We start from the raw sequence: 25,927 nt of genomic DNA, 5'->3' as shown, positions 1-25,927 counted from the left end.
ACCGACGTAGAGCCCTCTAGTACCCCCGATTCTCGCGAAATGCTCAGCCCTCCGGGTGATTCCCGCGGACCCCGCGCAGGGACTCGATGCAGACGGCCACGGCCCGCTGGAGCTCCTCCAGACGCTCGACCATGTCGTCCTCGTAGAACTCCCCGGCGTCGTCGAAGGTCAGCTCCTCGAACACCTTCGTCGCCTTCTGGAGGCTGTTGTAGAACTTGGTGCGCCGCTCCCGCACCCGCAGTCCGGGGTCGGTCTCCACAGCCTCGACCACGAGGGACTTCATGGTGTCGTACGCCTCGGCGGCCCACTCACCGGAGTCCTCGCCGTCGTCCAGCTCGTCGATGAGCGACAGGTGGCGCTCGGCCTCCTGACGGAGGTCGGCCGGCGCATCGACCGTCTGCCCGGCGGGCGTCTTGATCTGCCCCGACTCGGCGATCTGGCGCACGTACCCGATGCGGTCGGCCACCCTGCTCTCGCCGGCGACGGCCTTCTTCAGCTCGTCGGTGCGCACGACGTCACGGGCCAGCTCGGCCTGGAGATCCGGGTCCTGGCGGACCCGGTCCAGCAGGGCCTGGCGGGCGGCACGGGCGGTGGAGGGGTCGGCGAGGATCGCGGCACGCAGGGCGGTGGGGTTCTCCGCGACCTCCAGCGCCTTCGTGGGCCGGATTCCCTCCGCCGCGGCGGCCTCGGAGATGGCGGTGCCGCGCTCCGACGTGGCGCTGTCGCGTGAGACGTAGTAGCTGAGCCACACGTCGGCGTCCGGCAGCTCCACGTCCTGACCCGGCGTCAGGGCCTCGAACTGCGGGACCAGACCGTCGTCGGCCGCCCGGTCCCACGCCTTGTAGTAGCGCATGACACGCTCCGGGGAGCACCCGGCGAGCTCCGCGAAATACTTCGCGGAAACCTTCGGTGTCTCGTCAGCGCTCTGCCCGCCGGGCCGGACACTGCGCGCCACCTTCAGCCCGAAGGCCCACCCCCCGGTCCGGGCGTACACCCCGAACTCCCGCGCGTCCCGCGCGATCAGGTCGGAGACGGGCGCGTCGGGCGCGGGGGACGTCTCGGGCGGAGTGAGGGCAACGGTCACGGACGACTCTCCCGGGAGGGTGCGGATCGGGCTGCACGACGTCACGAAGTGCGGTCGGAAGCCTATCGGCACCCGCTGACCTCGCCGTTCACCGCCCGCGCCGCCCCTGACCGTAAATCGTTTCCCCACCGGTGACGGATGCGCGAGGATGCGCGACATGGTGCGACCCGAGGTCGGTACGCCGCTGCGCCGCTGCACACGGTGCGGCGGATACGAGTACGGCGGCGCCCCCGCGTGCACCGCATGCCGTGAGCTGGTGGACGCCATCGTCGAGGGGGAGTGGGCGGCCTTCCTGCGGCACTGGGACGCCACCGGCGGCGAGGAGAGGATCTTGGCCGAAATGGTCGCGGCCGAACCCGAGCGGCACGACTGGCGGGTGGTGGACGCCGCCCTCGACCGACTCGTGTGCCCCGACTGCGGTGACCGGCTCGCGCGTGGCCCCATCGGCTGCCCGGCCTGCGACCTGGCGCACGGATTCCGCTACGCAGCCATCGAGACGGACCGGCCGGGCGCCCCGCCGGGCAACGAACACGCGATCCGGGTCAGCGTCTCGGTGGTACGCAGACCCCAGGTCACCTCCGAGAGCGAAGTGCTCGTGCGGCGCCTGGTGCTGCCCGTGCTGCTGACCGGGCTCCAGCCCACCACCGAGGAGGCGCAGCGGATCAGCGCGCTCGTGAAGAAGAGCCCCCCGGAGCGGAGGGCTCAACTGGTGGAACAGGCCATGGAGACGTTGGCGGAGGACCTCAGCCGAACGCGTCCCGCAGAGCCGGCAGCAGGGTCTTCTCCGACCAGTCCAGATACGCCGGCTGGGACTCGCCGCCGATCTGGACCAGGGCGACCTCGGTGAAACCGGCCTCGGCGTACGGGCGGACCGCCTCGACGAACGCCTCCGGGTCGTCACCGCACGGGATGGCGTCGGCCACGTCGTCGGGAGTGACGAACTGCGTCGCAGCCTCGAAGGAATCCGGGTGCGGCAGCTCCGAGTTCACCTTCCAGCCGCTGCCGAACCAGCGGAACTGGGAGTGCGCGCGCTTGACGGCCGCGTCCCGGTCCGGGTCGTAGCACACGGGCAGCTGGCCCACCCGGGGCTTGCCCTCGCCGCCGTGCCGGTCGAACGCCTCCAGCAGGCCCGCCTTGGGCTCCGTGGCGATCACCAGGTCTCCGAGCCGGCCCGCGAGTTCGCACGACCGCTCCCCGGAGACGGCGACACCGATGGGCGGCGCCTCGTCCGGCAGGTCCCACAACCGGGCCGACTCCACGTCGAAGTGGGTGCCGCGGTGATTGACGTGTCCGCCCTTGAAGAGGGCACGGATGATCTCCACGGCCTCCTCGAACATCTCGTGCCGTACGTCGACGGAGGGCCAGCCGCCGCCCACCACGTGCTCGTTGAGGTTCTCGCCGGAGCCGAGTCCCAGCCGGAACCGGCCCTCCGACAGCAGCTGCAGCGTCGCCGCCTTCTGCGCCACCACCGCCGGGTGGTAGCGGAACGTGGGGCACGTCACGTACGTCATCAGCGGGATACGTGACGTGGCCTGGGCGGCCGCACCGAGCACGGCCCACGCGTAGGGCGAGTGACCCTGCGAGCGCAGCCACGGGAAGTAGTGGTCGGAGGTCACCGAGAAGTCGAAGCCCGCCTCCTCGGCCCGCACCACATGGTCGACGAGGTCACGGGGGCCGGCCTGTTCGGTCATCATCGTGTATCCGATTTGCACCATAGTCGCCGGGTCCCCTGGCAGAGGGCGCGAAAACGGCTCGATCAAGGTCCACCGACGAGTGCAGGATGCATACATGAGTGCCTTCGCCCTGCCGTCCTCCGGCCCCGCCGCCCAGGGTGTCGACGCCTCCGGTGTCCACGCCTTCCTCGACGCCCTCGAAGCCGCCCCGGAGATCGAGCCGCACAGCGTCATGATCCTGCGGCACGGACATCTGGTCGCCTCCGGCTGGTGGGCGCCGTACGCGCCCGACCGCCCTCACCTGCTGTACTCGCTCAGCAAGAGCTTCACCGGCACCGCCGCCGCCCTGGCCGAGGCCGAGGGGCTGCTCGACTTCGACGCGCCGGTGATCTCGTACTTCCCCGAGTTCGAGGCCGACATCACCGACCCGCGCAGCCGGGCCATGCTCGTACGGCATGTGGCGTCGATGTCGAGCGGCCACGAGCGGGAGACCGTCGACGACGCCTACGGGACGGACCCGGCCGAGCCCGTCCGCGGTTTCCTGCTGACTCCGCCCGACCGTGACCCGGGCACGGTCTTCGCCTACAACCAGCCCACCACGTACACCCTGGGCGCGATCGTGCAGCGGGTGACGGGGCAGCCGCTCAGCGCGTACCTGCGGCCCCGGTTGCTGGACCCGCTGGGCATCGGTGAGGTGTTCTGGCTGCGGGACCGCACCGGGCGGGAGATCGGCTTCAGCGGCCTGCACGCCACCACCGACGCCGTCGCGCGGCTCGGCCGGCTGTATCTGAACGACGGCGTGTGGGAGGGCCGGCGGCTGCTGCCGGAAGGGTGGGCGGCCCGCGCCTCGCGCCCGCACACGGCGACCGCCGGAGCCATGGGCGACATGGACCGGCAGGACTGGGACCAGGGCTACGGCTACCAGTTCTGGGTGTCCCGGCACGGCTACCGGGGCGACGGCGCCTACGGCCAGTTCTGCCTGGTCCTGCCCGAGCACGACGTGGTGATCGCCACCACCGCGGCGACCGAACGGATGCAGGACTTCCTGAATCTCGTGTGGAAGCATCTGCTGCCCGCCTTCGGCCCTGAGCCACTGCCCGGCCGTGAGGCCGAGGACGCGAGCCTGCGGGAGCGGCTCGCCGGGCTCGCGCTGCGACCTGCCGTGGGCAGTCCCGCGCCCCCGGAACGCGGTGAGGATTGGGCCGCCGCGAAGTTCACGGCCGCCGGCGACGGCCCGGTGCGGATGGCTGGTCTCGCCCGGGAGGCGGACGGCTGGATGCTGACGCTCACCGGCGACGGGGACGGGGACCGGCTCGGCCTGCGGATCGGAGCGGAGGGCTGGACGGTGGCGGAGGACCCCCTCCCCACGGCGGTCAGCGGCGGCTGGACCGACGCCGGCACACTGGATCTGGACGTGATGTTCCTGGAGACCCCGCACCGTCTCGCGCTGACCTGTTCCCTCGCGGACCGGACCGTCACCGCGCACTGGCGCACCCAGCCGCTGCACGGCGGCCGGCTCACCTCCCAGCGCGCCCCGCGCGGCTCAGTCTGAACCCGGCCGGAACGTCTTGAGGACGGTGCGCAATGCCTCCTGGTTCGCGCCGTCCTCCCAGTCGGCATCGGGGGTCGACCAGCGCAGCGAGAAGCTCCGGCCCTCGCCCAGAAGGAAGCCCCTGCCGAAGGTGTGCACCCGGGCGCCGCCGACATCCGCCGTCCACTCCATGTCAGCGGCCTCGCGTCCCTGGTACGTCGTCGCGCGGATCTCGCCGATCCGCTCGTAGTCTCCGGACTGCTTCAGGTTGGGTTCGACTTCGTCCCGCCATACGGCCACGGGGTCCGGGCCCACGCCTTCGCTGTAGGTGACGGCCAGCGTGCGGTGGTCGCCGTCGGCACCGAAGACGACGCGGTACCGCAGATCGCCCTGACGGTCGGTGTCCAGCCGCTTCCAGCCCTCGGGCAGCGCGACGGAGAAGCCCTCCGGCGCCTGGTAGCGATCAAACCCGGGCGGCAGGGCCGTGGCCGGGGCGGACCGTGTGGGCGTGGGGGTGGGCTTCGGGGACGGCGGGCTGGGCTCGGGTGAGGGCGACTTGGTCGGGCTGGGGGCGACGGACGGGCCGGGCCCGGCCGAGCCGCTGCCTTCGCCCGGCGAGGTTGCGGAGGCCGGCGGCCGGGCCGGTGAATCGGCCGCGTCATCGCCCGACTCGCCGCCGGGCAGCCCCTGCGTCGCGGCGAGCACGGCGACCGCGACCGTGACGACGGCCAGGGCGGTCCCGGCCACCATGGTCCGTCTGCTCCACGCCGGGCTTCCCGGGCGGACGGCGGTGTACGCGCCGCGCAGCCGCGGAGCCGGAACCGACGCCAGACCCGCGTCGGGATCCTCGCTGAGCGCGCGGGTCAGCGCCTCACGGACCACCGGGCGGGTAAGCCGCTCCCGCGAGTCCTTGCGGAGCAGCCCCTGCACGACCTGTGTCAGCGGCCCGGCGCGCACCGGTGTGCGCAGCGGCAGGCGGTCCACGCCCTTCAGGGTGTTTTCCGGACGCCCCCGATCCCGGAAGGGCGGGCGCCCCTCGACCATCGTGTAGAGGATCGCGCCGAGCGCCCACAGATCGGCCGCGGGCCCGATGCGCTCGTCGCGGGCCTGCTCCGGAGAGGCGTACGCGGGCGCCGTGAGGCGGGGCGCCAGGGTCGCACCGGCCAGGCCGTATCCGGTGACGACGATCGAATGGTCCTCGCGTACGAACACCTGGCCGGGGCTGAGCTCACCGTGCGGAATGCCCTCGGCGTGCGCGGCGTCCAGCACGTCGAGCAGTTCCAGGCCGACGCGGGCGGCCCGCACGTAGTTGAAGGTGCCCTGCTCCGAGAGGAGTTCGCAGAGCGGGGTGCCGTCGATCCACTCGTTGACGATCCACAGGGTGCCGGCCTCCTCGACGGCGTCCACGACCCCGGCGACCCGGCCGGGGCACAGCAGCGCCATGTTCTCGGACGTGCGCACCAGACGCGCGGCGGCCCGCCCCACGGTCTCGTACGCGTTGTCCGGGAGCCCGACCTGGGTGACGAGACACGGCCGGGACACCTCGCCGGTGCCGATGTCCTCGGCGTACCAGCAGATGCGGTTGGTCTCGCGCTGGATGATCTCGAGCAGCCGGTACCGGCCGGCGACCAACTGGTGTGTGGAGACGTGCGCCCTGCCCATGGCCATCCCTCGCTGGAAAGTGGCTCTCACCTTTTCCAGAAGTACGGGGCGTGAGGCGTGCTGCGTTCAACAGGATCGCAACTCCGTGTTCATTCTTGTCTTTTATTCAAGACAGGGGAGCGAGTGTGCGAGAGAAAACGGTCTTCGCAGGGCTCGTGAGCGGCTCACCTCGATCGCCCGGGGTCGGCCGGGACGGGGTCAATTCACCCCGCCGAAGCCCGCGGATTCGCAAATCAGGGGCCGACCTGGTGGTAACCGACGGTAAATATCAAGGTGTTCGACGGATGAACTCCAGCCCCTCCGACGAATTCGGTCGCGGATTCCGCGGGGCGGCCGGCTCAGACGTCGCGCCGTACCAGGAAGCCGAGCAGTGAGCGCAGTTCAGCGGCGGCCCTCGTCTCCCACGGCACGCCGGCGAGCACCGTCTCGACGGCGGAGAGATGACGCCGGGCCTCCGCCATGGCCGTCGAGCGGCCGCCCGCCCGCTCGATCAGCTCCGCCGCCGCCTCGGGCGTGTCGCCGGCTTCCAGCAGCGCGGCGAGCCGGTCGCCCACGGGGGAGCCCAGCGCGACCAGGACCGGAAAGGTCTTCTTCCGCTCCCGCAGGTCGCCGTGGACCGGCTTACCGGTGACCCGGGGGTCGCCCCAGATGCCCAGCACGTCGTCGACGATCTGGAAGGCGATCCCGAGGTGCCGGCCCATCCGGTCGAGTGCGGTGATCACCTCGGGCTCGGCACCGCCGAGTGCGGCGCCCAGCGCCGCCGCGCAGCCCAGCAGCGCGCCGGTCTTGTGTTCGGCCATCACCCGGTACTCGTCGGGCAGGACCCGCTCCGGTCCCGTCCAGGGGCGGGCGGTGAACAACAGGTCGTCCGCCTGCCCGCGCACCAGGTCGCCCAGTGCCGCGGACAGCGTCCGCACGCCCGCGGCGCCCCCCGGCTGCTCGGCGAGCGTCTCGACGGCCAGCGCGAACAGAGCGTCACCGGCGAGGACCGCCGGGCCCGTGCCGTAGGCCTTCCACACGGCCGGGCGGCTTCGCCGGTCCGCGTCGCCGTCCATGATGTCGTCGTGCAGCAGCGAGAAGGCGTGCACCAGCTCCACCGCGACGGCCGCGGCCACGCCCGCTCGTCCCGGCGCACCGGCCGCCTCGGCGCCGAGCACCGCGAGCGCCTGCCGCACTCCCTTGCCACCCGGGGCGACGGCCGGCACGCCGCCCACCTCGCACCAGCCGAAGGAGTAGGCGGCCATCTCGCCGACCCACGGGTGCAGCCGGCCGACGGCTTCGGTGAGAGCGGGGCGAACGAGTGCGCGGCAGCGGTCGAGGATCTGGTGGGGGTCGTCCGGTTGGCCGGGGCCGGCGAGCCGGTCGGGGCCGCGCGTGTGCCTCTGCCGCTCACCGGGCGATGCCGTGCCCGGCCGCGCGCCCTCCGTCGCGATGGAGAACGCCCTCACCGTGCCACCTCCGTCACCTTCGCCTCAATGAACCGGGCATCCGGTATGCCGAGTTCGTCGTAGGCGCGGGCCACCATCCGGCGGGCGTGCTGGAGGCCGATCCGCTCCAGCGTGACGGCGAGGTCGGACAGTTCCGCCGCCGTCTCGGCGCGCTCACGTCCCAGCCGGGCCAGGGACTTGACGAGGCCCAGCCGCGACAGCGCCTCGCCGCGCGGCTCGCTCATGGTGCGGAACTCGGCGAGCGCCTGCTCGTACAGGGAGCGCGCCTCGGCGTAACGCCCCGCCCGGTACAGGACGTTGCCTCGCATCTTGTGGTTGTAGGCCAGCGCGCTGGACAGCCGCATCGCACGGCACGTCACCTCCGCCTCGCCCAGCAGCTCCAGCGCTCGCTCGGTGTCCCCGTCCCGCACCGACACGACATCGGCCAGACCCCGCAACGCCCAGGCGTGTCCCCGTCGGTCGTCGGCCCGCGCGGCGATCTCGGCCGCCTCCTCGAACAGCGCGTACGCGCTGTCGTACTGCCCGGTGTTGCGACGCATCTGCGCGATGCCCTCCAGCGCCCACACCGTGTGGCGTGCCTCCCCGCGCCGCCGGGCCTCGGCGAGCAGCTGCTCGTGCAGCCGGCCGACGGCTTCGTAGTCCCCCTGGATGCGGCCCGTCTCGGCCAAGCCCGCCAGTGAGTAGCCGCGTACGACGATGTCCCCGCCGCGTTCGCCCAGGTCGGCCGCGAGCTGGAGGAGCCTGCGGGCCAGCGGGAAGGCGCCGCGTTGTCGGGCGAGGGTGCCGCCGCTCCACAGTGCCCAGGCCATCGCCGCGCCGTCCTCGGCCTGGCGGGCGGCCCGGTAACTCGCCTTCCAGGCGCGGTCCGCGTCCTCGACCCGGCCCAGCCGGCGGTGGGCCTCGGCCACCGCGAGTCCGGAACGGGCCACCTCACCGGGCTTTCCGGCGCGCTCGGCCGCCCTCAACTGCTCCGTACCGGCTGCCAGTACATCGGTCAGTGAGGAGTTGACGGACAGGGAGGTGAGCGCTCCCTGGTACTCGGGGGCGAATGCCTTGCCGTACATCGATGCCTTTCCGCCGTGTGGTCATGTCTCTATACACGCCATGTATACGCAGTGCGTATACATGGCGTGTATAGCAGCGTGGGATCCTGCCCCGGCCGCCAGGGCCAGGGCATCACCTGTTGCCGATCAAGACGTGGACGCGACGGGCGGGGTTGCCTGTGAGGCGCAGATCACCAGAGGGGGTCTCAGTGCTGACCGGCCTTCTGCGGTGTCGCCTCGCTCGGGCGCACGACGACGTATCCCTCGCCCTGGAGCAGCAGTTGCACGGCCTCGCCGGAGCCGCCGCGCAGCATCGAACCGATGGACTGGGAGCGGTGCAGGGAAGTCTGCAGATGCGCGGTCCAGCCGACGACGGCGTCGGTGTCGACGTACACCGGGTACTGCGAGGAGACCGGGATGACGAGGGGATTGCCCTCGCAGACCAGGCCCAGCTTGCCGTGCCCCGTGAAGACGCTGTTGAACAGGCCGCCGCCGGTGATGCCGGCGCCCTTCACGGTGGCGATGCGGTACGACAACGTGGCGTCGAAGCACAGGACGTTGCGGCCGTTGACCGTGAACTCGTCGCCGGGTTCGACGTCCACGACGAAGCAGTTCTGGGCTTCGTGGGCGAACCAGGCCTCACCCTGCCCGCGCACCGCCATCAGCGGCAGTCCCTCCCCCGTGACCGCGCGCTTGAGCATGCCGCCCACGCCCTGGCCCTTGCGCTCGAACTGGAGGTTGCCGCGGTAGGCGATCATCGCGCCCTGCCGGGCCAGCATCTCGCCGTTCACCGTGTACCGGACGCACTTGGCGTTCTCGACCGTCATGCCCGGTGCGACGGCCGGCTGCACCATGTGCCCGCTGGAAAAGAGGTCACCCTTCATGCGGGCATCCTCGCCCGGAGCGACACCCTCCGCCAAGATCGCGGCAGATCGAGCGGGGTGCGGCACGCCACACCCCGTGTCCGCAGCCGAAGCGCCGCGTCCCGTATGCGTCCGAACGTCACAGCCGGCGAAGCCGATCCCGGTGCGGGTGGAACCCGGCTCGAGCATGCCGGCCCGGCGGCCGGGGCCGCTCAGCCGGCCTTCGACGAGGCCTCGGCGGGAGAGCGCCGGCCCGGTGCGCGGCCGGCCCACCGGGGCCGTTCCGCACAGCGTGGCCGGCACACCGGCTACCGTGTCGTACGCCGGGCGGACACGGAGCCGGTTCGCTTGCGGCACCTCCGCGACATGCGGATTCCCCCGTGACATCGCCCGCCGTGCACCGCCCGAGGAGCGCACACATTGCCACGCACCGCACGCCCCCGCAGCGGCACCGCCCTGGTCGCACTCGCCTCGTGTCTCGCGATGGGCTGCGCGTCCGGCGATCTGCCCGAGCGGGAGGCGCCGCCCAGGAGTCCCGGTGCCACCGCGCCGGCCGGGGACGGCGTGGTCACCTGGGCCTCCACCGCCGACCGCGTCGGCGTGGCGGTCGACGGCCGCGGCTACCGGCTGGTCGTCCGCACCAGCGTCGGTGGCACCGGCCTCAGGGTGCGGCTGTCCAACGCCTTCGGAGACCGGCCGGTGACGTTCGGAAACGTCCACGCGGGTCTCCAACGTGACGGAGCCGCCCTCGTCCCGGGCAGCAACCGGCGGCTGACCTTCGGCGGCGCGCGCTCCGTCACCGTCCCCGTCGGCGGCATCGTCTACAGCGACCCACTGCCCGTGCGCGTCCCCGCCGCGAGCGCGCTCGTCGTCAGCCTCTACGTGCCGCGGGCGCAGGGAGCGCTCACCGGGCACTGGATGGCCATGCAGACGTCGTACACCACCGACGGCGACCACACCGCGGAGGAGAGCGCGGCCAACTGGACACAGCGGATCGGCTCCTGGTTCTACCTCGACGCCGTCACCGTGCGGCCCCGGCCGGCGGCGGGCGCCGTCGTCGCCCTCGGCGACTCCATCACCGACGGCTGGCACTCCACGACCGACCTCAACCGCCGCTGGCCCGACCGGCTCGCCCGCCGGCTGCGCGCCTCACCCACGACGGACGTCAAGGGGGTGGCCAATGAAGGGCTCGCCGGTAACAGGGTCCTGACCGACGGCCCGGGGCAGAGCGCCCTGAACCGTCTGTCGCGGGACGTGCTCTCCCTGCCGGGCGTGCGCACGGTGTTCCTCTTCCAGGGCGTCAACGACATCAAGGCCGAGCCCGGGGCCACAGCCGGCGAGCTGATTGCCGGATACCGCGCCCTCACCGACCGGGCGCACGCCGCCGGGAAGTGTGTCGTCGCCGCCACGATCGCCCCGTTCAAGGGCTGGCGGGAATGGGACTCGGAGGGGGAAGCCGTACGCCGGCAGGTCAACGAATTCATCCGCAGCAGTGGCCAGTTCGACGCGGTCACCGACTTCGACCGAGTCCTGCGCAGCCCCCACGACCCTGAGCGGATCCTCCCCGCCTTCGACGGCGGCGACCATCTGCACCCCAACGACAAGGGCATGCAGGCGATGGCCGACGCCGTCGATCTGGAGAGCCTCGACTGCGAAGGCGGGTAGCCCGGTCAGGGACACGCGAACGGATGCGTCATGTTCGCCGACCCTTCGAGCAGGTCAGGCCCGCAACACCTTGGCCCAGTCCACCGGAACCCGCCCAGCGGGCCCCGGCGTCGGCTGATCCGCGGGATGACTCGCCGGCGGAGCCAGCTCCGGCCCCGACTGGTACAACTCGTTCGTCGAGTAGTCCCAGTACCAGCCCTCACCCGGCTCGAAGCTCTGCACCAGGGGATGCCCGGTCTCCCGGAAATGAGCCGTCGCGTGCTTCGCCGGCGAACTGTCACAGCACCCCACGTGCCCGCACTGCGCACACCGCCGCAGATGGAACCACCACCCGCCGTCCGCGTCACACTCCGCGCACCCGCTGCCGCTCGGCGGCACACTCGGATCGATCCCGTTCCGCTCACTCATCCGGATTCCTCCTCGGCATCTGTCAGCGGAAGGAGCACCTGGAAACGCGTGTCACCCGGCTCCGACTCCACCTGAATGCTCCCGTGGTGCTTGTTGACGACGATCCGCCAGGAGATGTCGAGCCCCAGCCCCGTCCCCTCACCCACCGGTTTGGTCGTGAAGAAGGGATCGAAGATCCTGCCGCGGTCATCGGCCGGGATACCGACGCCGGTGTCCCGGAACTCCACCAGCAGCCGGTCGTGGTCCCGCGCCGTCCGCACGGTCAACGTCCCCTGTCCGTCGGCGCTGTTCATCGCCGCGACCGCGTTGTCGATGAGGTTCGTCCACACCTGGTTGAGCTCCGCCGGGTACGCCGGGATCCTCGGCAGCGTACGGTCGTAGTCCTTGACGACCTTGATCTCCTGGCCGATCTTGCCCGACAGCATCAGCAGGGTGCTGTCGAGGAGTTCGTGCACGTCGACGTGTCGGAAGGGCGCCCGGTCGAGCTGCGAGTACTGCTTGGCCGCGTCCACGAGGTGCGATATGCGGGTGGTCGAGTCGCTGATCTCGTCCATCAGCAGCTCGGTCTCGACGGTGTAGTTGAGCCACCCGATCGCGCTCGGCAGGATCTCCTCGTCCACGGCCGCCGCGACCTGGTCCAGCCAGTCCACGTCCAGACCGGCCTGGACGAACGTGGGCGCGATCCGCCAGCCTTCGGCGATGCCGTGGTCGTCGAGCCAGTCGGTGACCGTGTCCTCCTGGTCGGAGGCCTCCAGCGGACTCAGCACGGGCGCCTTGGCGACGCGCTCGGCGGTGCGCTCCTGGAGGTCGATGAGACGGGCCATGACCTCGGGGGAGTACGAGCCCTGCGCGATGATCGCCAGCTTGTGGCGCATCTTGCCGACCCGCTCGCGCAGCGTCGCGGTCGCCCGCACGGCCGCCGCTGCCGGGTTGTTGAGCTCGTGCGTGAGACCGGCGGACAGCGAGCCGAGCGCCAGCAGCCGCTCGCGCTGCCCGATCATCCGCTGGGTGTTCTTCGAACCGAAGAAGAGCCCCTCCAGCAGGTGCACCGCCATCGGGAACCACTCCTGCATGATCTCCGCGAACGTGTCGGCGGGAACCACGAAGAACCGCGTCGGCTCGGTGACGCGCATGGAGTTGTTGTAGACCTGCCGCACCCGGTCGCCCAGGTACGCCTGCATGGCCCCCGCGTACACGCCGCGCTGGGAGGTGCGGGTCACCTCCACGTCGTCCCCGCCGACCCGGCGGTACAGCACGACCGTGCCCTCGATCATCACGTAGAAGCAGGTGGCCGGGTCCCCTTCGGCGTACACAGGACCTGGCTCGAACCGCTCCACGCGCCCCGCGCCGCACAGCCGTCCGAGCTGCTCGGGCGTGAGCTTCTCGAACAGGAACAGCGCCCCGATCTCCTGAGGGTCGCACGGCATCGGCTGCCCGCTCACGACTGCTCCAGATACCGGTGGACGAGCATCACGGCCATGGCTCCCTCTCCGACGGCGGACGCGACCCGCTTGGCGGACTCGGAGCGGGCGTCACCCGCCACGAACACGCCGGGCACATTGGTCTCCAGGTGGTACGGCGGCCGGTCCAGCTCCCAGCCCTCGGGCGGCCGGCCGTCGGCGGTCAGGTCGGGCCCGGCGAGGATGAACCCGCGCTCGTCGCGCAGCACCGTGCCGTCCAGCCAGCCGGTCAGCGGGGCCGCGCCGATGAACACGAACACCCACTGCGCGTCGACCTGTTCGGACTCACCGCTGTCCACGTCCCGCAGGGTGAGCCGCTCCAGGTGACCGTCGCCGTGCGCCTCCTCCACCACGGTGCGGCAGCGCACCCGGATGTTGGGGGACTCCTCGATCTGCTGGATCAGGTAGTGCGACATCGACGCCGACAGCGACTCACCCCGCACCAGCAGGGTCACCGACTTCGCGCCCCGGGACAGGTACATCGCCGCCTGCCCGGCGGAGTTGGCACCGCCGACGATGTACACGTCCTGCCCCTGGCAGGAGGGCGCCTCCGTCAGGGCGGACCCGTAGTACACCCCGCATCCGGTCAGGTCCTCGCAGCCGGGCGCCGCAAGCTGCCGGTAGGAGACACCGGTCGCGAGGATCACGCTGTGCGCGGCGACCGCCGTGCCGTCGTCGAACCGTACGATCCGGGCGGCGCCGTTGACCTCCAGGGCCGTCACCTCGCGCGCGGTCAGGATCTCCGCGCCGAACTTCGCCGCCTGCCGGCGGGCGCGCTCGGTGAGCTGCGACCCTGACACGCCGTCGGGGAAACCCAGGTAGTTCTCGATGCGCGAGCTCTGCCCGGCCTGCCCGCCGGTGGCCGACCGCTCCACCAGCACCGTCCGCAGCCCCTCGGAGGCACCGTAGACCGCCGCGCCGAGGCCGGCCGGACCGCCGCCGATCACGACCAGGTCGTAGAAGTCGGCCGTCGGGGTCGTCGCCAGACCGACCCGGGCGGCGAGGTCGACGGCCTCCGGCTCGACCAGCGGTGTCCCGTCCGGCGTGATCACCACCGGCAGTCGCAGCCCGTCCTCGCCGGCCGCGGCCAGCAGCCGCCGCCCCTCCGGTTCGTCCGAGGAGTACCAGCGGTACGGCACCTGGTTCCGGGCCAGGAACTCCCGTACGTCCGAGGACCGCGACGACCAGCGGTGCCCCACCACCTTCGTGGCCGGCACGGGCCGGAAGTCGCTGCTCCGCCAGGCCTGGAGCAGGTCGTCGAGGACCGGGTACAGCTTCTCCTCGGGCGGGTCCCACGGCTTGAGGAGGTAGTGGTCGAGGTCGACGACGTTGATCGCGTCGATCGCCGCGTTCGTGTCCGCGTACGCGGTCAGCAGCACCCGCCGCGCGCCCGGGTAGACGTCCAGGGCCTGTTCGAGGAACTCGATGCCGTTCATCTGCGGCATCCGGTAGTCGGCCAGGATCACCGCCACGAGATCGCCGCGGAGCTTCAGTTCCCGCAGCGCCTCGAGCGCCGACGCACCGGACTCCGCGCGCACGATCCGGTACGACGCGCCGTAGCGCCGCCTCAGGTCCCTGGCCACCGCTCGGGAGACACCCGGGTCGTCGTCCACGGTCATGATGACGGTCCGCGCCGTATCGGCGGCCTGTGCCATACGTCCCCCACACCGGGCGGTCGACTCACGGCACGGCGTCCCGGGGCACCGCGCCGGCCTCAGCCCATCGTATGTTCGATCGCCGCGCCGCGCTCCGATACGGAGATCAGCTCTGGGAAGCCCCCAGCACGCAGAACTCGTTGCCCTCCGGGTCGGCCAGCGTCACCCAGGGCTGCTCGCCCTGCCCCACGTCGGCGTGCCGGGCGCCGAGCGCCAGGAGCCGCGCCACCTCGGCCTTCTGGTCATCGGGCCGGAAATCGAGGTGGAGACGGTTCTTGACCGTCTTGCTCTCCGGCACCGTCGTGAAGAGCAAGCCGGGCAGCCGGTCCGGGGCGGGCCGGATCTCGAACTCGTCGGGGGCGTCGTTCACCACCACCCAGCCCAGCGCCTCGGCCCACCAGCGGCCCAGGGTTTCGGGATCGGCCGAATCCACCATTACCTGCTCCCACACCAAGGTCATGCGGGAAGGTGAGAGGAGACTGATCAACATTCACACGGACTTTTGCACACGGAGGCAGCCGGATGACACGCCCGATCACGGCAGGGGTCGACGGATCGCAGGAGAGCCACGCCGCCCTCGCCTGGGCGGCCCGCGAGGCGGTGCGGCGCGACCGGCCGCTGCGCGTGGTGCACGCCTGGCGGTTCCAGCCGCAGGAGGCCCTCGAAGCGGGGATCGAAGGGGACGCGGACAGCCAGGCCGAGTGGCTGCACAGCGCGGTGACCGAGGCCGTCCGGACCGTCACCGAACGGCACCCGGACCTCGAGGTCACCACCGACGTCGTGGAGGGCGAGGCCGTCGGCACCCTGCTCGCCGCCGCTGCCGACGCCGAACTGCTGGTGCTGGGCTCGCGCGGCCACGGGCGGATCGTCGGCTTCCTGCTCGGCTCGGTCGGCCAGCAGATCATCGCCGAGGCCGCCCGGCCCGTGGTGCTCGTCCGGGCCGGCGACCAGCCCTCGGGCGAGGCCGCCGGACGTGAGGTCGTCGTGGGCCAGCAGGGCGACCCGGAGGACAGCGCCGGCGCCCTGCGCTTCGCCTTCGAGACGGCCGCCGCGCGCGGGGCGACCGTGCGGGTCGTACGGGCCTGGACGCTGCCGCCGGTCTTCGCCTACAGCCCCGGTTCGCTCAAGCTTCTCGACGAGGCCGGGGGACCGGAGCCGTACGAGAAGAAGGCACTGGCCGCCGCGGTCCGGCCGTGGCGGGAACGCTTCCCCGACGTACCGGTGGAGGAGCACGTGGAGATGGGCGGCGCCGCCCAGGTGTTGCTCTCGGTGGCCGGCACGGCCCAGTTGATGGTCGTCGGCCGCCGGGCCCACCGCACTGCCGTCGGCGCCCGGATCGGCTCGGTGGCACACGGCGTGCTGCACCACGCGGACTGCCCGGTGGCCGTGGTGCCGCAGGCGTGACGGCCCGGGTGCCTCACTCCGCCGTCGGCTGCAGCGTCTTGCGGGCCTTGGGGAGGATGTTCGTGATGTAGTCCTCGACCACCGCCTCGATGCCGATGTCCTGCTGGGCCCGCTCGGACAGGTACCAGCGGTGTTCGAGGAGCTGGTGGTAGATCTCGGCCGGGTCCATGGAACCGCGCAGCTCCGGCGGCACGGCCCGCACGGTCGGCCGGAACACCTCCCGCACCCAGCGGTGGGCCAGGACCTCGGGGCGGGCACCCTGGGGGTCCCCCCTGTTCGAGCGAAGCCGAGAACTTGGGGGAGGATCGCCGGGGGCGTAGTCCTCCTGGGTGGCCATCCAGCTCTCCAGGTCGTTCAGCAGCCTCCGGGCCTGGTTCTCCTCGGTGTCGAGGCCGGTCAGGCGCAGCAGCTGCCGCTGGTGGTGGCCCGCGTCGACGACCTTGGGCACGAAGCTGACCGTGTCACCGTTCGAGGCGTGCTCGATCTGCATCTCGGCGACGTCGAAGCCGAGGTCGTTCAGACGGCGGATGCGGCGTTCTATGTAGTGGTACTTGCCGGCCGGGTACACCGAGGTCCGGGTCAGCTCGTCCCACAGGCTGCGGTAGCGCGCGCAGATCTCCATACCGAACTCGATCGGGTCCACCGACGGGTGCAGCGCCCCGGACGCCTCCAGGTCCAGCAGCTCGCCGCTGATGTTCACCCGGGCGAGATCCAGGTCGTACTCGCGCTGCCCGAGGCTGAGCTGCGGATGCAGGTCACCGGTCTCGGCGTCCACCAGGTACGCCGCGTAGGCGCCCGCGTCGCGCCGGAAGAGGGTGTTGGACAGCGAGCAGTCACCCCACGCGAACCCGGCCAGGTGCAGCCGCACCAGGAGTACGGCGAGCGCGTCCATCAGCCGGTGCATGGTGGCCGGACGCATCGTCGTCTCGAACATCGAGCGGTACGGCATCGAGCCGCCCAGGTGCCGGGTGATCAGGACGCTCTCCAGCGGGGCGCCGTCCTTGCCGACGCGGCCGGTGACCACCGCCAGCGGGTCCACCGCGGGGATGCCGATCCGGTCCAGGTCGCGCAGCATGTCGTACTCGCGCAGCGCGGGCCGCTCGGCCAGCTCCTTGACGGCGATCACCTCGTCCCCGGCGCGGGAGTACCGCACCACGTGCCGGGAGATGCCGCGCGGCAGCGGCACGAGGTACTCCTCCGGCCACTCCTCCAGGGGAACGTCCCACGGAAGCTCCAGCAAAAGCGCGGGATGTTCGGGGTTGGTCGCGCTGATCTGCAGTGCCATGGGCGGGTGTCCTTGTCTCGCCGCTGATCGTCACACCCAGATTAGAGGGCGCGTTCCCGGGCCCGCTGCGCGGCGTCCCCCACCGGACCTCGGTGGACCGGCCCGTGCCCGGGCAGCAGCAGCTCGCCCTCCAGCCCCGCCAGGACGTCCAGGGAGGCCACCGCCCGCGGGCGCTCGTGGTGGAACATGTCCGGCAGCAGCTGTGGCCCCCCGAACCGCGCGGTGGGGTGGCCGCTGACCAGGGCGTCACCGGAGATCAGGACACCGGTGCCCGGCACGTGGTAGGCACAGTGCCCGCCGGTGTGGCCCGGCGTGTGCACCGGCACGGGTCGCCCTGGCAGGTCCAGGGCGCCGGCGTCGGGGAACGGCTCCGGAGCGGTGACCGGGTTGTGGGCCGTGCCGCCCGACCGGATCGCGTGCACGGCCCACGGCAGCACCCCCGGCCGCCAGCCGTTCCTCAGTACCGTCCCGACGGAGACCTGGTGCAGGAACTCCCGCCGCGCGTGCGGCACTTCGGCCTCGTGGAGGTACACGGGGGTGCCGTACGTGGCGCGCAGGTACTCGGCGGAACCCAGGTGGTCGTTGTGCGCGTGTGTGATCAGCACGGCGGCGACGGCCTCCGGGGCGCTGCCCACCTCCGCGAGCGACGCGAGGACCTGCTCCCGGTCGCCGGGGTAGCCGGTGTCGATCAGGGTGACGGCGTCCCCCTCCGTGAGGATCACCCAGTTCGTGTGGGAGCCGTGCACCAGGTAGGTACCGTCCGCGACTTGGTGTGCGCCTGCCCGCATGATCGCTCCGCCCGGTGTGTGGTCCCAGTCCGACGAGAGAAGGAAAGCACGCACAAGGGCGGGTTCGGTGGCATCGCCACCGAACCCGCCCCGGGGGTGTGTGAGTGTCAGGCGCCGCTCGCCCGCAGCATGTCCTCACGCTCGACGATCTTCACGCGCTCGCGGCCCTCGGGCTCGCCCAGCGCCTTCTCGGCGGCGTCGAGCCGGTACCAGCCGTCCCAGGTGGTGAAGCGGACGTCGCGCTCGGCGAGGAACGCGTCCACGGCCTCGGGAGCGGGGGAGGCGGGCGTGTGCAGCCGGCCGCCCGCGTAGTCCTCCAGCAGATTCGCGACCGTCTCGTTCGCGTCGCCCTTGGTGTGCCCGATGAGGCCCACGGGCCCGCGCCGGATCCAGCCGGTGACGTACGTGGACTGCAGGTGCTCGCCGGACTCCTGCATGACCCGTCCGCCTTCGTCCGGGACCGTTCCCGAGTCGAGGTCCCAGGGCAGCTTGGGGAGTTTGTCGGACAGGTAGCCCACCGCGCGGTAGACCGCGGTGACGTCCCAGGTCTTGAACGTGCTGGTGCCCTTGACGTTGCCCGTGCCGTCGAGTTCCGTGCGCTCGGTGCGCAGCCCGACGACCTTGCCGTTCTCGCCGAGGATCTCGACCGGGGACTCGAAGAAGTGCAGGAAGAGCTTGTGGGGCCGGTCGCCGGCGTCGCGGATCGCCCAGTTCTCCAGGGTCTTGGCGACCATGTCGGCCTGCTTGTTGCCGCGCCGGGTCGCGATCGAGCCCTCGTCGTAGTCGATGTCCTCGGGGTCGACGATGACCTCGATGTTGGGGGAGTGGTCCAGCTCCCGCAGCTCCATCGGGCTGAACTTCGCCTGCGCGGGGCCCCGGCGGCCGAAGACGTGGATCTCCTTGGCCCGGTTGGCCTTCAGACCCTCGTACACGTTCGGGGGGATCTCCGTCGGCAGCAGCTCGTCCGCCGTCTTGGCCAGCACGCGCGCGATGTCGAGCGCGACGTTGCCGACACCGAGCACGGCGACCTTCTCCGCCTCCAGCGGCCAGGTGCGCGGCACGTCCGGGTGGCCGTCGTACCAGGACACGAAGTCCGCCGCGCCGTACGAGCCGTCGAGGTCGATGCCCGGGAGGGACAGCGTCCGGTCGGCCATCGCGCCGGTGGCGAAGATCACGCCGTCGTAGAACGCGCGCAGGTCGTCCAGGCCGATGTCGGTGCCGTAGTCCACGTTGCCGAAGAGCCGGATCTGCGGCTTGTCGAGGACCTGGTGCAGGGCCGTGATGATGCCCTTGATCCGCGGGTGGTCGGGTGCGACGCCGTAACGGATCAGGCCGAACGGCGCCGGCATGCGCTCGAAGATGTCGATGGACACGCCGGGTTCGGTGGCCACCTCGGACTTGAGCAGGGCGTCGGCGGCGTAGATCCCGGCGGGGCCGGATCCGACGATGGCTACCCGCAGGGGGCGGGGCATGGTCAGGTTCCCTTCGAACGGCGACAAGCGATCTCGCCGTGAAGCCTAAACTAAGGCATGCCTAAGTCGGTATGCGGGTCCGGTCTATGAGCTCATAAGGCGACTTTATGAGCGGTGGGACGGGAGCGGCTGCTCCGCCCAGATGACCTTCCCCGCCGGCAGGTAGCGCGTCCCCCACCGCTCGGCGAGCTGTGCGACGAGGAACAGCCCACGGCCGCCCTCGTCCGTCATCGTCGCGTACCGCAGGTGCGGTGAGGTGCTGCTGCTGTCGAACACCTCGCAGATCAGGTTGCGGTCGCGCAGCACCCGCACATGGATGGGACCGCCGCCGTACCGGAGCGCGTTCGTGACCAGCTCGCTCAGAATGAGCTCGGTGGTGAACGTCAGCTCGTCCAGTCCCCACTCGGCCAGCTGCCGGGTGACCGCCGCCCGCACCTCGCCCACGGCCGCCGGGTCGGCCGGTACCGGCCACTCGGCGACCTGATCGACGGCGAGCGCCCGGGTACGCGCGACGATCAGGGCGATGTCGTCGCTGGAGCGGGCCGTGAGCCGGGAGTCGAGCACGACCCGGCAGGTGTCCTCGGGAGACTCGCCCGCCTGACCGAGGGCTTCCCGCAACATCTCCAGCCCGACGTCGATGTCCCGCTCACGGTCCTCGACCAGCCCGTCGGTGTAGAGGACGAGCCGGCTGCCCTCCGGCAGTTCCAGCTCGGCCGTCTCGAACGGCAGGCCGCCGAGCCCGAGCGGCGGACCGGCGGGCACGTCCGGGAACTCGACGCTGCCGTCCGGATGGATCAGGGCGGGTGGGGGATGCCCGGCCCGTGCGACGGTGCAGCGCCGGGAGACCGGGTCGTAGACGGCGTACAGGCAGGTCGCCCCGGTGACCGGGGCGCTGCCCTCCACCTCCGTCTCGTCCTGGTCGATGCGTCCGACCAGCTCGTCGAGCAGACTGACCAGCTCGTCGGGCGGGAGGTCCAGCGAGGAGAAGTTGTGCACGGCGGTGCGCAGCCGCCCCATGGTCGCCGCGGCGTGCAGACCGTGGCCGACGACGTCCCCGACCACGAGCGCGACCCGCGCCCCCGACAGCGGGAGCACGTCGAACCAGTCGCCGCCCACCCCGGCCTGCGCGGGCAGATAGCGGTAGGCGATCTCCAGCGCCCCCTGCTCGGGCAGGTTGCGGGGAAGCAGACTGCGCTGGAGCGTCACCGCCATGCTGTGCTCGCGGGTGTAGCGGCGCGCGTTGTCGATGGAGACGGCGGCCCGCGCGACCAGCTCCTCAGCCAGGGCCAGCTCGTCCCTGTCGAAGGGCTCCGGCTTCTCAGAGCGCCAGAAGCTGACCACCCCCAGCACCAGGGCGCCGGCCCGCAGCGGCACCGTGATCAGGGAGTGGATGCCGTACTGCACGATCTGCGCGGAGCGCTCGAGGTCCTGTGCCTGCCAGCCGGCGGCCTCGTCGAGCCGGGGTTCCAGCAGGGGCCGGCCGGTGTCGAGGCTTCGGCCCTGCGGCGATGACGCGACGAACCGGATGCGCTCGCCGACGGGGTAGAGCGGGGCGTCCTTGCGGATACCGCTCAGCGCCGTGCGGCTCAGCGCCGCCGCGGCGTCCGGCTGCCCTCCGCCCAGCACCGCGTCGAACAGGTCCACGGTGGCGTAGTCGGCGAACCGGGGCACGGCCAGCTCGGTCAGCTCCTCGGCCGTACGGGTCACGTCCAGGCTCGTCCCGATGCCCACACCGGCGTCGTACAGCATGTTGAGCCGTTCCCGCGCGGTCTCGGCCCGGCCGGACAACGCGCGCAGCTCCGTGGAGTCGCGCAGGGTGGCGACACTGCCGGGTGGTACCCCGGCGCGGTCCGTGGTGCGCTGGTTGACGGCCAGCAGCCGGTCCCCCACGAGATGCACCTCGTCCGTCGCGACGCGCCCGGAGGCCAGCAGGTCGGCGGTGCCCGGGTCCAGGCCCAGGCTGAGAACGTGCCGGCCCTCGGCGTCGGCCGGCAGCCCGAGCAGGCGGTGCGCCTCGTCGTTGGCGAGCACCAGGGTGCCCCCGTCGTCGACGATGAGCACACCCTCGCGTACGGCGTGCAGCACCGCGTCGTGATGTTCGTACATCCGGGTCATCTCGTGCGGCCCGAGCCCGTGGGTCTGGCGCAGCAGCCGTCTGCTCACCAGCGCGGCGCCCGCCGTCGCCAGGGCGAGTGCCACCGCGGCGGCGGACAGCACGAGCGGCAGTTGACGGTCGGCGGTGCCGCCGACGCTCTTCGTCGTGATCCCCGCCGACACCAGGCCGACGACCTGACCGTCCGGCGCCTTCACCGGCACCACGGCCTGTACGAGGCGGCCGATGGTGCCTTCGATCTCCTCGGTCACCGTCCTCCCGGCCAGCGCCGGCGCGAGCGTCCCGACGAACTTCTTTCCGATGCGGTCCGGTTTGGGGTGGGTGTAGCGGATCCCGTCGGTGTTCATGACGACGATGAAGTCGACCTTCGACTGCTCACGGGCGGCCTCGGCACGGGGCTGGAGGACCGCGGTGGGGTCGGGGCTCTCCAGCGCCTCGATCGTGCCCGGTGCGTTGGCGAAGGTCTCCGCCACGGCGAGCGAGCGGTTGCGGGCCTCTTGGGTGGTGTCGTGCCGTACCTGGAGTACCAGTGCCACCACGGCCGCCACCACCAGCAGCAGCACGATCACGACGACGAGCAGGAACACCTGTCCGGCGACACTGCGACCGCCCAGCACCGAACGCAGCCCCGTCACCGGATGCCACCGCGACGAGCCCGCCTCCTGTTGCCGCCGTGCGGACGGCGAAGCGCCGGGCCGCAGGGGCGATCGAGTCCCGGATCGACCCAAGAGTCGGACCATGTGCCATGTCTACACTGCTCGGCCCCGGGAGGCGAGGGGCGTCACCCGTGGTGGCAGGGGGTTCTCACCGTTTCATCACGTCAGGCACCCAGGGAGCGGGCGAGCTCGGTCGTGGCCCGGGCGATCTCCGTGTCCTCGTCCGACATCAGTCTCCCGAGTTCGCCGCGCCGCGCCCGCACCGCCTGGCGAGCCGCACGCTCCCACACCACCGGGTTCTCCCGGTGGTTGAGCAGCTTCGGATAGGCGGCGGCCGTGCTCTCCCACTGCCGGGCGTCGGCGATGCACTTGAGCAGCTGGATGATCTGGGCCCGGCAGGTCACCTGCGGCAGCTTCGCCAGCTCCCAGAGGAAGGGGACCGTGGCGGCCGTCGCCTGTTCCACGACGAAACCGAACTGGCAGATCCGCTTCCGCAAGTCGTCGAGGGCGGACCGGGCGGTTTCGGCGTCACCCCAGGCGATGCCGTTGAGCAGCAGGGGGATGGCCGCCGCCGAACCGGTGGAGTCCTGGATGTCACCCCAGGGCACCCGGTCCAGGGCTGTGAGCGGCGTGTTCCCTGCCACCCCGGTCGGGGCGTCGGGGCGCTGTGGGCGCTCGCTGCCCGGATTTTCCGTCGAAGCGCTGCGCATGGCGAGGGGCCTTTCCGCGACAGTCGTGTCAGATGGGTGGACAGGTCGACAACCTGGCCCAGACCGTCTTGCCCACCGGGGAGAGGGGGACCCAGCCCCACTCATCGGAGAGCGCGTCGACGATGCACAGGCCCCGGCCGTGCTCCTGCAGGCCGGAGCCCGCGGGTGCGTACACGGGCGGGTGGTCGTCGGGGTCGGAGACGGTGACCAGTACATGGGTGGGGTCCAGGAGGAATCCCAGCCGGATCTCCGGCGCACCCGGCGCATCTGCCGACCCCGGCGCCGCGTGCGTCGCGGCGTTGGCGGTGAGCTCGGTGACGACGAGGGTGGTGTCGTCGCAGCGGTGGTCGAGTGACCAGTCGTGCAGCGTGTCGCGGGTGAAGGACCGGACTCGCGTGAAGCCCTCCCGGCTGCATTCGACACGCAGGACGGCCGATGCGGACAGGGCACCCGAGAACTGCGGCAGCGTCTCCGGTGTCGAAGGCGGGGGCCCGTACGGTGGCAGGACGGGCGGCCCGGAGGCGCGTTCCCTGCTCGAGCCGGGGGCGACCGCGTGCGCTGCGACCTCACTCGGCGGCCGGAGCACGTGCTGCGCGGCTGATGTCACGGCATCTCCCCGATGCGACGTCAGGAACCAGCGCCGAACCGGGGGTTGACGCCGCAGCTATTATCCACGCTGACAGCCATCGCGTGCAATTGCACGAGAAATTGCGTGAAAATCAAGCCGTTGCGGGTACCCGAGCCGGGGAAAGCGAACAGCTAAGGAGACTGCGGTGCCACCAGTGCGGAACGGAGTGCGGGCAAGCTCGTTGGACGCCAGCTGGATCAAGAGCCGGCACAGCAACGCCGAAGGCAACTGCGTCGAAGTCGCCACTCTCGTCGACGGGGGGATCGCGATGCGCAACTCCCGCGACCCCGACGGGCCCGCGCTCGTCTACACGGCGGCGGAGGTGGCGGCGTTCCTGGCCGGGGCGAAGGACGGCGAGTTCGACCACCTGGTGTGACGGGAGGTGCGCGGCGCGGCCCCCGTGGTGAGGCTCCGGCGGAGAAGTGGAGCCCAACTAACCATTTTCGCACGGCTGTTGCGCGGCGGATGCGGGGAAGTCAGGCAGAGTGGGATAGTGTAAGTCGCCCTTGTGTCGGTCTGCTGGGAGTCAGGATGTCCGCCGCGTCGCATCGTATCTCCCGTCTGGAACCCTATCTGGACAGACCCGAGCCGGCGCCGACTCTGCTGAAGATGCTGGTCGGTGTGCAGCTCGCAGGCTTCCGTGAGGACGCCGGTCTCGCCCAGGACCAGGCGGCGCGCGCTGTCGGATTCAGCGCCGCGAAACTGTCCCGCATCGAGGCGGGCAAGGGCCGCCGCCCACCGACGGAGAACGACGTCCGGGCGTTGCTGCGGCTGTACCGCACCGACGACTACGAAGCCTCCGTGCTGCTCAAGCTGCTGCAGCGTGCCGGCGAGCCGGGCTGGTGGCAGCGCTACGACAAGCGGCTGATGCCCGAGTGGTTCGACCGGCTGGTCGGACTGCAGGAGGCCGCCGCCACCATCCGAACCTTCGAAATCCAGTATGTGCCCGGCCTGTTGCAGACACCCGCCTACACCAGGGCGGTGGTGGAGCGCGGCCTGCCCAACGCACCGGCCGGTGAGGTGGAGCGGCGTGTCGAACTCCGCAGACAGCGGGCGCGGTTGCTGTCGCGACCGGAGGCGCCGCAGCTGTGGGCGATCATCGACGAGTCCGTGCTGCTGCGCGTCCTGGGCAGCCCCGAGGTGATGCGGGAACAGCTCGCGCACCTCGTCGAGATGGCCGAGCGCCCCAACGTGACCCTGCAGATCGTGCCGTTGAGCGTCACGAACGCCTCCGCGCCGGCCATTCCGGTCACGTATCTGCGCTTCGGCGGCCTCGACCTTCCCGACGTGGTCTACCTGGAGCACATCAGGAGCGCGAACTTCCTGGAGGACCGCGACGAGACGGAGGAGTACCGGATCGCGCTGGACCGGCTCGCCGACGAGGCGCTCAAGCCGCGTGACTCGATGGAGCTGCTGAGGACGACGATGGAGCAGCGCTACCCGTGACGGGCGAGTGCCTCTCGGGGGACGTCCGGCGTCCCGCGAGAGGCACCTCGGTCACTTCTCCAGGGGGAGCCGCCCCACGCCGCCGAACTCGATCCACTCGTGGGTGAGCTGACGGGGCGCCACCTCTGTGTCGGGGCGCCAGGTCGACACCTCCACCAAGCCCGGCTCGAGAATCTCCAGGTCCTCGAAGTACGCGGCGACGTCCTTCGGCTCCCGCACCCGGCCCCAGTGACCCTGCGTCGCCTGGTCCATGAAGTTCGTGACGAATTCCCGGACCTCGGCGTCCTCGCTGACCAGCTGGCACATCACCATGAAACTGCCGGGCGCGAGCCGTTCCCGTACGCGCCGGGCCACCGCGAGGGGCCCGTCCGTGTCGCTGTCGGGGATGCAGTGGAACACCGAGTTGAACAGCACGCACACCGGCTGGGAGAAGTCGATCAGCCGCTTGGTGTCGGGGTGGTCGAAGATCAGGTCCGTCTCGCGCATGTCCGCGTGGATGACGGCCGTGCGCTCGTCCTGCTCCAGCAGTGCCCGGCCGTGGACCAGCACCATCGGGTCGTTGTCGACGTACACCACATGGGTCTTGGGATCGATGCGCTGGGCGACCTGGTGCACGTTGTCCTGCGTGGGCAGACCGGATCCGTGGTCGAGGTACTGCCGGATGCCGTACTCCTCGGACAGGGTCCGCACGACCCGCTGCAGGAAGCGCCGGTTGTTGAGGGCCAGGCGGCGCGTGCTGGGCACGACCTTGTCGAGTTCCGCGCACGCGGCACGGTCCGCCGCGTAGTTGTCCTTGCCGCCCAGGTAGTGGTCGTACATGCGCGCTGCCGTCGGCACGTTCGCGTCGATCTCGGTGGACAGCCGCTTCTCGGAATGCATCGCTCCCCCTGCGTGGCGCCGCGCCAAAGGACTGGCCGGACGGGAAGTACATCC

The 25,927-nt window shown here is 71.4% G+C and carries 23 protein-coding genes; 6 read left to right on the top strand and 17 right to left on the bottom strand.

Annotation, left to right across the window (positions count from 1 at the left end):
• Positions 1-43 precede the first annotated feature (43 nt).
• Positions 44-1,084 carry a hypothetical protein gene (locus IE97_RS0103410; protein WP_030230622.1) on the bottom strand — a complete coding sequence of 347 codons (1,041 nt, stop codon included), beginning with the start codon at positions 1,082-1,084 and terminating at the stop codon, positions 44-46.
• Between the two features lie 157 nt (positions 1,085-1,241).
• Between IE97_RS0103410 and IE97_RS39770 the strand changes: the two genes are divergently transcribed.
• The gene (locus IE97_RS39770) at positions 1,242-1,931 is read left to right on the top strand and encodes a hypothetical protein (protein WP_078603073.1); all 690 of its coding nucleotides are present in this window, start codon (positions 1,242-1,244) and stop codon (positions 1,929-1,931) included.
• Here the strand turns inward: IE97_RS39770 and IE97_RS0103405 are convergent.
• Entirely contained in the window at positions 1,828-2,799 is a 972-nt protein-coding gene (locus tag IE97_RS0103405) for an LLM class F420-dependent oxidoreductase (protein WP_030230620.1), read from the bottom strand. The two genes, IE97_RS39770 and IE97_RS0103405, sit on opposite strands and share 104 nt — an antisense overlap.
• Positions 2,800-2,872: 73 nt before the next feature.
• Here IE97_RS0103405 and IE97_RS0103400 point away from each other — a divergent pair, with 73 nt between their 5' ends.
• Positions 2,873-4,309, top strand: coding sequence for a serine hydrolase domain-containing protein (locus tag IE97_RS0103400; protein WP_030230617.1), 1,437 nt, complete (start codon positions 2,873-2,875; stop codon positions 4,307-4,309).
• Here the strand turns inward: IE97_RS0103400 and IE97_RS0103395 are convergent.
• The 4 genes from IE97_RS0103395 to IE97_RS0103380 form a co-directional block, all read right to left on the bottom strand.
• A complete protein-coding gene (locus tag IE97_RS0103395; protein WP_037843958.1) occupies positions 4,301-5,950 on the bottom strand; it encodes a serine/threonine protein kinase in 1,650 nt (549 codons plus the stop codon). The two genes, IE97_RS0103400 and IE97_RS0103395, sit on opposite strands and share 9 nt — an antisense overlap.
• A 338-nt stretch (positions 5,951-6,288) precedes the next feature.
• A complete protein-coding gene (locus tag IE97_RS0103390) occupies positions 6,289-7,398 on the bottom strand; it encodes a polyprenyl synthetase family protein (RefSeq protein WP_420706046.1) in 1,110 nt (369 codons plus the stop codon).
• A complete protein-coding gene (locus IE97_RS0103385; protein WP_037843923.1) occupies positions 7,395-8,462 on the bottom strand; it encodes a tetratricopeptide repeat protein in 1,068 nt (355 codons plus the stop codon). Before IE97_RS0103385 ends, IE97_RS0103390 begins: the two co-directional genes overlap by 4 nt.
• Positions 8,463-8,647: 185 nt before the next feature.
• On the bottom strand, positions 8,648-9,325 hold the full coding sequence (locus IE97_RS0103380; RefSeq protein ID WP_030230604.1) for an AIM24 family protein: 678 nt from the start codon (positions 9,323-9,325) through the stop codon (positions 8,648-8,650).
• Positions 9,326-9,724: 399 nt separating this feature from the next.
• Here IE97_RS0103380 and IE97_RS0103375 point away from each other — a divergent pair, with 399 nt between their 5' ends.
• Positions 9,725-10,969 (top strand): SGNH/GDSL hydrolase family protein, encoded by a 1,245-nt coding sequence (locus IE97_RS0103375; RefSeq protein ID WP_030230601.1) that lies wholly within the window; start codon positions 9,725-9,727, stop codon positions 10,967-10,969.
• A gap of 54 nt (positions 10,970-11,023) precedes the next feature.
• Here IE97_RS0103375 and IE97_RS0103370 read toward each other — a convergent pair whose 3' ends face one another.
• The 4 genes from IE97_RS0103370 to IE97_RS0103355 form a co-directional block, all read right to left on the bottom strand.
• Positions 11,024-11,377: a UBP-type zinc finger domain-containing protein gene (locus IE97_RS0103370; protein ID WP_030230598.1), complete on the bottom strand. Its 354-nt coding sequence runs from the start codon at positions 11,375-11,377 to the stop codon at positions 11,024-11,026.
• Complete coding sequence (locus IE97_RS0103365; RefSeq protein WP_030230595.1) at positions 11,374-12,819, bottom strand: ATP-binding protein; 1,446 nt, start codon at positions 12,817-12,819, stop codon at positions 11,374-11,376. Before IE97_RS0103365 ends, IE97_RS0103370 begins: the two co-directional genes overlap by 4 nt.
• Positions 12,816-14,492 carry an FAD-dependent oxidoreductase gene (locus IE97_RS0103360; RefSeq protein WP_030230591.1) on the bottom strand — a complete coding sequence of 559 codons (1,677 nt, stop codon included), beginning with the start codon at positions 14,490-14,492 and terminating at the stop codon, positions 12,816-12,818. Before IE97_RS0103360 ends, IE97_RS0103365 begins: the two co-directional genes overlap by 4 nt.
• 106 nt (positions 14,493-14,598) lie before the next feature.
• Positions 14,599-14,952, bottom strand: a complete 354-nt coding sequence (locus IE97_RS0103355) for a VOC family protein (protein ID WP_030230587.1) — start codon at positions 14,950-14,952, stop codon at positions 14,599-14,601.
• A gap of 62 nt (positions 14,953-15,014) precedes the next feature.
• Here IE97_RS0103355 and IE97_RS0103350 point away from each other — a divergent pair, with 62 nt between their 5' ends.
• On the top strand, positions 15,015-15,896 hold the full coding sequence (locus IE97_RS0103350) for a universal stress protein (protein WP_030230583.1): 882 nt from the start codon (positions 15,015-15,017) through the stop codon (positions 15,894-15,896).
• A 13-nt stretch (positions 15,897-15,909) separates the two neighbouring features.
• On the opposite strand, the gene IE97_RS0103345 is transcribed toward IE97_RS0103350, so the two are convergent.
• The 6 genes from IE97_RS0103345 to IE97_RS0103320 all read right to left on the bottom strand — a co-directional run bounded on the left by IE97_RS0103345 (position 15,910) and on the right by IE97_RS0103320 (position 23,527).
• Positions 15,910-17,181, bottom strand: a complete 1,272-nt coding sequence (locus IE97_RS0103345; RefSeq protein ID WP_030230581.1) for a DUF4032 domain-containing protein — start codon at positions 17,179-17,181, stop codon at positions 15,910-15,912.
• A 41-nt stretch (positions 17,182-17,222) separates the two neighbouring features.
• Positions 17,223-17,969 (bottom strand): MBL fold metallo-hydrolase, encoded by a 747-nt coding sequence (locus IE97_RS0103340; RefSeq protein ID WP_030230578.1) that lies wholly within the window; start codon positions 17,967-17,969, stop codon positions 17,223-17,225.
• 107 nt (positions 17,970-18,076) lie between these two features.
• A complete protein-coding gene (locus IE97_RS0103335; RefSeq protein ID WP_030230575.1) occupies positions 18,077-19,441 on the bottom strand; it encodes an FAD-dependent oxidoreductase in 1,365 nt (454 codons plus the stop codon).
• 105 nt (positions 19,442-19,546) lie between these two features.
• A complete protein-coding gene (locus IE97_RS0103330) occupies positions 19,547-22,294 on the bottom strand; it encodes a SpoIIE family protein phosphatase/ATP-binding protein (protein ID WP_030230572.1) in 2,748 nt (915 codons plus the stop codon).
• 80 nt (positions 22,295-22,374) lie between these two features.
• Positions 22,375-22,920, bottom strand: coding sequence for a hypothetical protein (locus tag IE97_RS0103325; RefSeq protein WP_030230569.1), 546 nt, complete (start codon positions 22,918-22,920; stop codon positions 22,375-22,377).
• Between the two features lie 28 nt (positions 22,921-22,948).
• Entirely contained in the window at positions 22,949-23,527 is a 579-nt protein-coding gene (locus IE97_RS0103320; protein ID WP_030230566.1) for an ATP-binding protein, read from the bottom strand.
• 166 nt (positions 23,528-23,693) lie between these two features.
• Here IE97_RS0103320 and IE97_RS0103315 point away from each other — a divergent pair, with 166 nt between their 5' ends.
• Both IE97_RS0103315 and IE97_RS0103310 read left to right on the top strand, forming a co-directional pair.
• The gene (locus tag IE97_RS0103315) at positions 23,694-23,924 is read left to right on the top strand and encodes a DUF397 domain-containing protein (protein WP_030230563.1); all 231 of its coding nucleotides are present in this window, start codon (positions 23,694-23,696) and stop codon (positions 23,922-23,924) included.
• Positions 23,925-24,079: 155 nt separating this feature from the next.
• Entirely contained in the window at positions 24,080-24,994 is a 915-nt protein-coding gene (locus tag IE97_RS0103310) for a helix-turn-helix domain-containing protein (RefSeq protein ID WP_030230560.1), read from the top strand.
• Positions 24,995-25,045: 51 nt separating this feature from the next.
• Here the strand turns inward: IE97_RS0103310 and IE97_RS0103305 are convergent, their stop codons facing one another.
• Positions 25,046-25,873 (bottom strand): SAM-dependent methyltransferase, encoded by an 828-nt coding sequence (locus tag IE97_RS0103305; protein WP_030230558.1) that lies wholly within the window; start codon positions 25,871-25,873, stop codon positions 25,046-25,048.
• Positions 25,874-25,927: the final 54 nt, after the last annotated feature.

Source organism: Streptomyces sp. NRRL S-455 (assembly GCF_000717875.1).
Lineage (GTDB): Bacteria > Actinomycetota > Actinomycetes > Streptomycetales > Streptomycetaceae > Streptomyces.
Note: the sequence above shows the minus strand (reverse complement) of the source record. Positions and strands in the feature narration are given on the sequence as shown.

Coding starts and splice junctions, on each gene's coding strand:
- IE97_RS39770 (WP_078603073.1), top strand. CDS start 1,242: ATGGTGCGACCCGAGGTCGGTACGCCGCTGCGCCGCTGCACACGGTGC.
- IE97_RS0103405 (WP_030230620.1), bottom strand. CDS start 2,799: ATGGTGCAAATCGGATACACGATGATGACCGAACAGGCCGGCCCCCGT.
- IE97_RS0103400 (WP_030230617.1), top strand. CDS start 2,873: ATGAGTGCCTTCGCCCTGCCGTCCTCCGGCCCCGCCGCCCAGGGTGTC.
- IE97_RS0103395 (WP_037843958.1), bottom strand. CDS start 5,950: ATGGGCAGGGCGCACGTCTCCACACACCAGTTGGTCGCCGGCCGGTAC.
- IE97_RS0103385 (WP_037843923.1), bottom strand. CDS start 8,462: ATGTACGGCAAGGCATTCGCCCCCGAGTACCAGGGAGCGCTCACCTCC.
- IE97_RS0103380 (WP_030230604.1), bottom strand. CDS start 9,325: ATGAAGGGTGACCTCTTTTCCAGCGGGCACATGGTGCAGCCGGCCGTC.
- IE97_RS0103370 (WP_030230598.1), bottom strand. CDS start 11,377: ATGAGTGAGCGGAACGGGATCGATCCGAGTGTGCCGCCGAGCGGCAGC.
- IE97_RS0103360 (WP_030230591.1), bottom strand. CDS start 14,492: ATGGCACAGGCCGCCGATACGGCGCGGACCGTCATCATGACCGTGGAC.
- IE97_RS0103355 (WP_030230587.1), bottom strand. CDS start 14,952: ATGACCTTGGTGTGGGAGCAGGTAATGGTGGATTCGGCCGATCCCGAA.
- IE97_RS0103350 (WP_030230583.1), top strand. CDS start 15,015: ATGACACGCCCGATCACGGCAGGGGTCGACGGATCGCAGGAGAGCCAC.
- IE97_RS0103345 (WP_030230581.1), bottom strand. CDS start 17,181: ATGGCACTGCAGATCAGCGCGACCAACCCCGAACATCCCGCGCTTTTG.
- IE97_RS0103340 (WP_030230578.1), bottom strand. CDS start 17,969: ATGCGGGCAGGCGCACACCAAGTCGCGGACGGTACCTACCTGGTGCAC.
- IE97_RS0103335 (WP_030230575.1), bottom strand. CDS start 19,441: ATGCCCCGCCCCCTGCGGGTAGCCATCGTCGGATCCGGCCCCGCCGGG.
- IE97_RS0103330 (WP_030230572.1), bottom strand. CDS start 22,294: ATGGTCCGACTCTTGGGTCGATCCGGGACTCGATCGCCCCTGCGGCCC.
- IE97_RS0103325 (WP_030230569.1), bottom strand. CDS start 22,920: ATGCGCAGCGCTTCGACGGAAAATCCGGGCAGCGAGCGCCCACAGCGC.
- IE97_RS0103310 (WP_030230560.1), top strand. CDS start 24,080: ATGTCCGCCGCGTCGCATCGTATCTCCCGTCTGGAACCCTATCTGGAC.
- IE97_RS0103305 (WP_030230558.1), bottom strand. CDS start 25,873: ATGCATTCCGAGAAGCGGCTGTCCACCGAGATCGACGCGAACGTGCCG.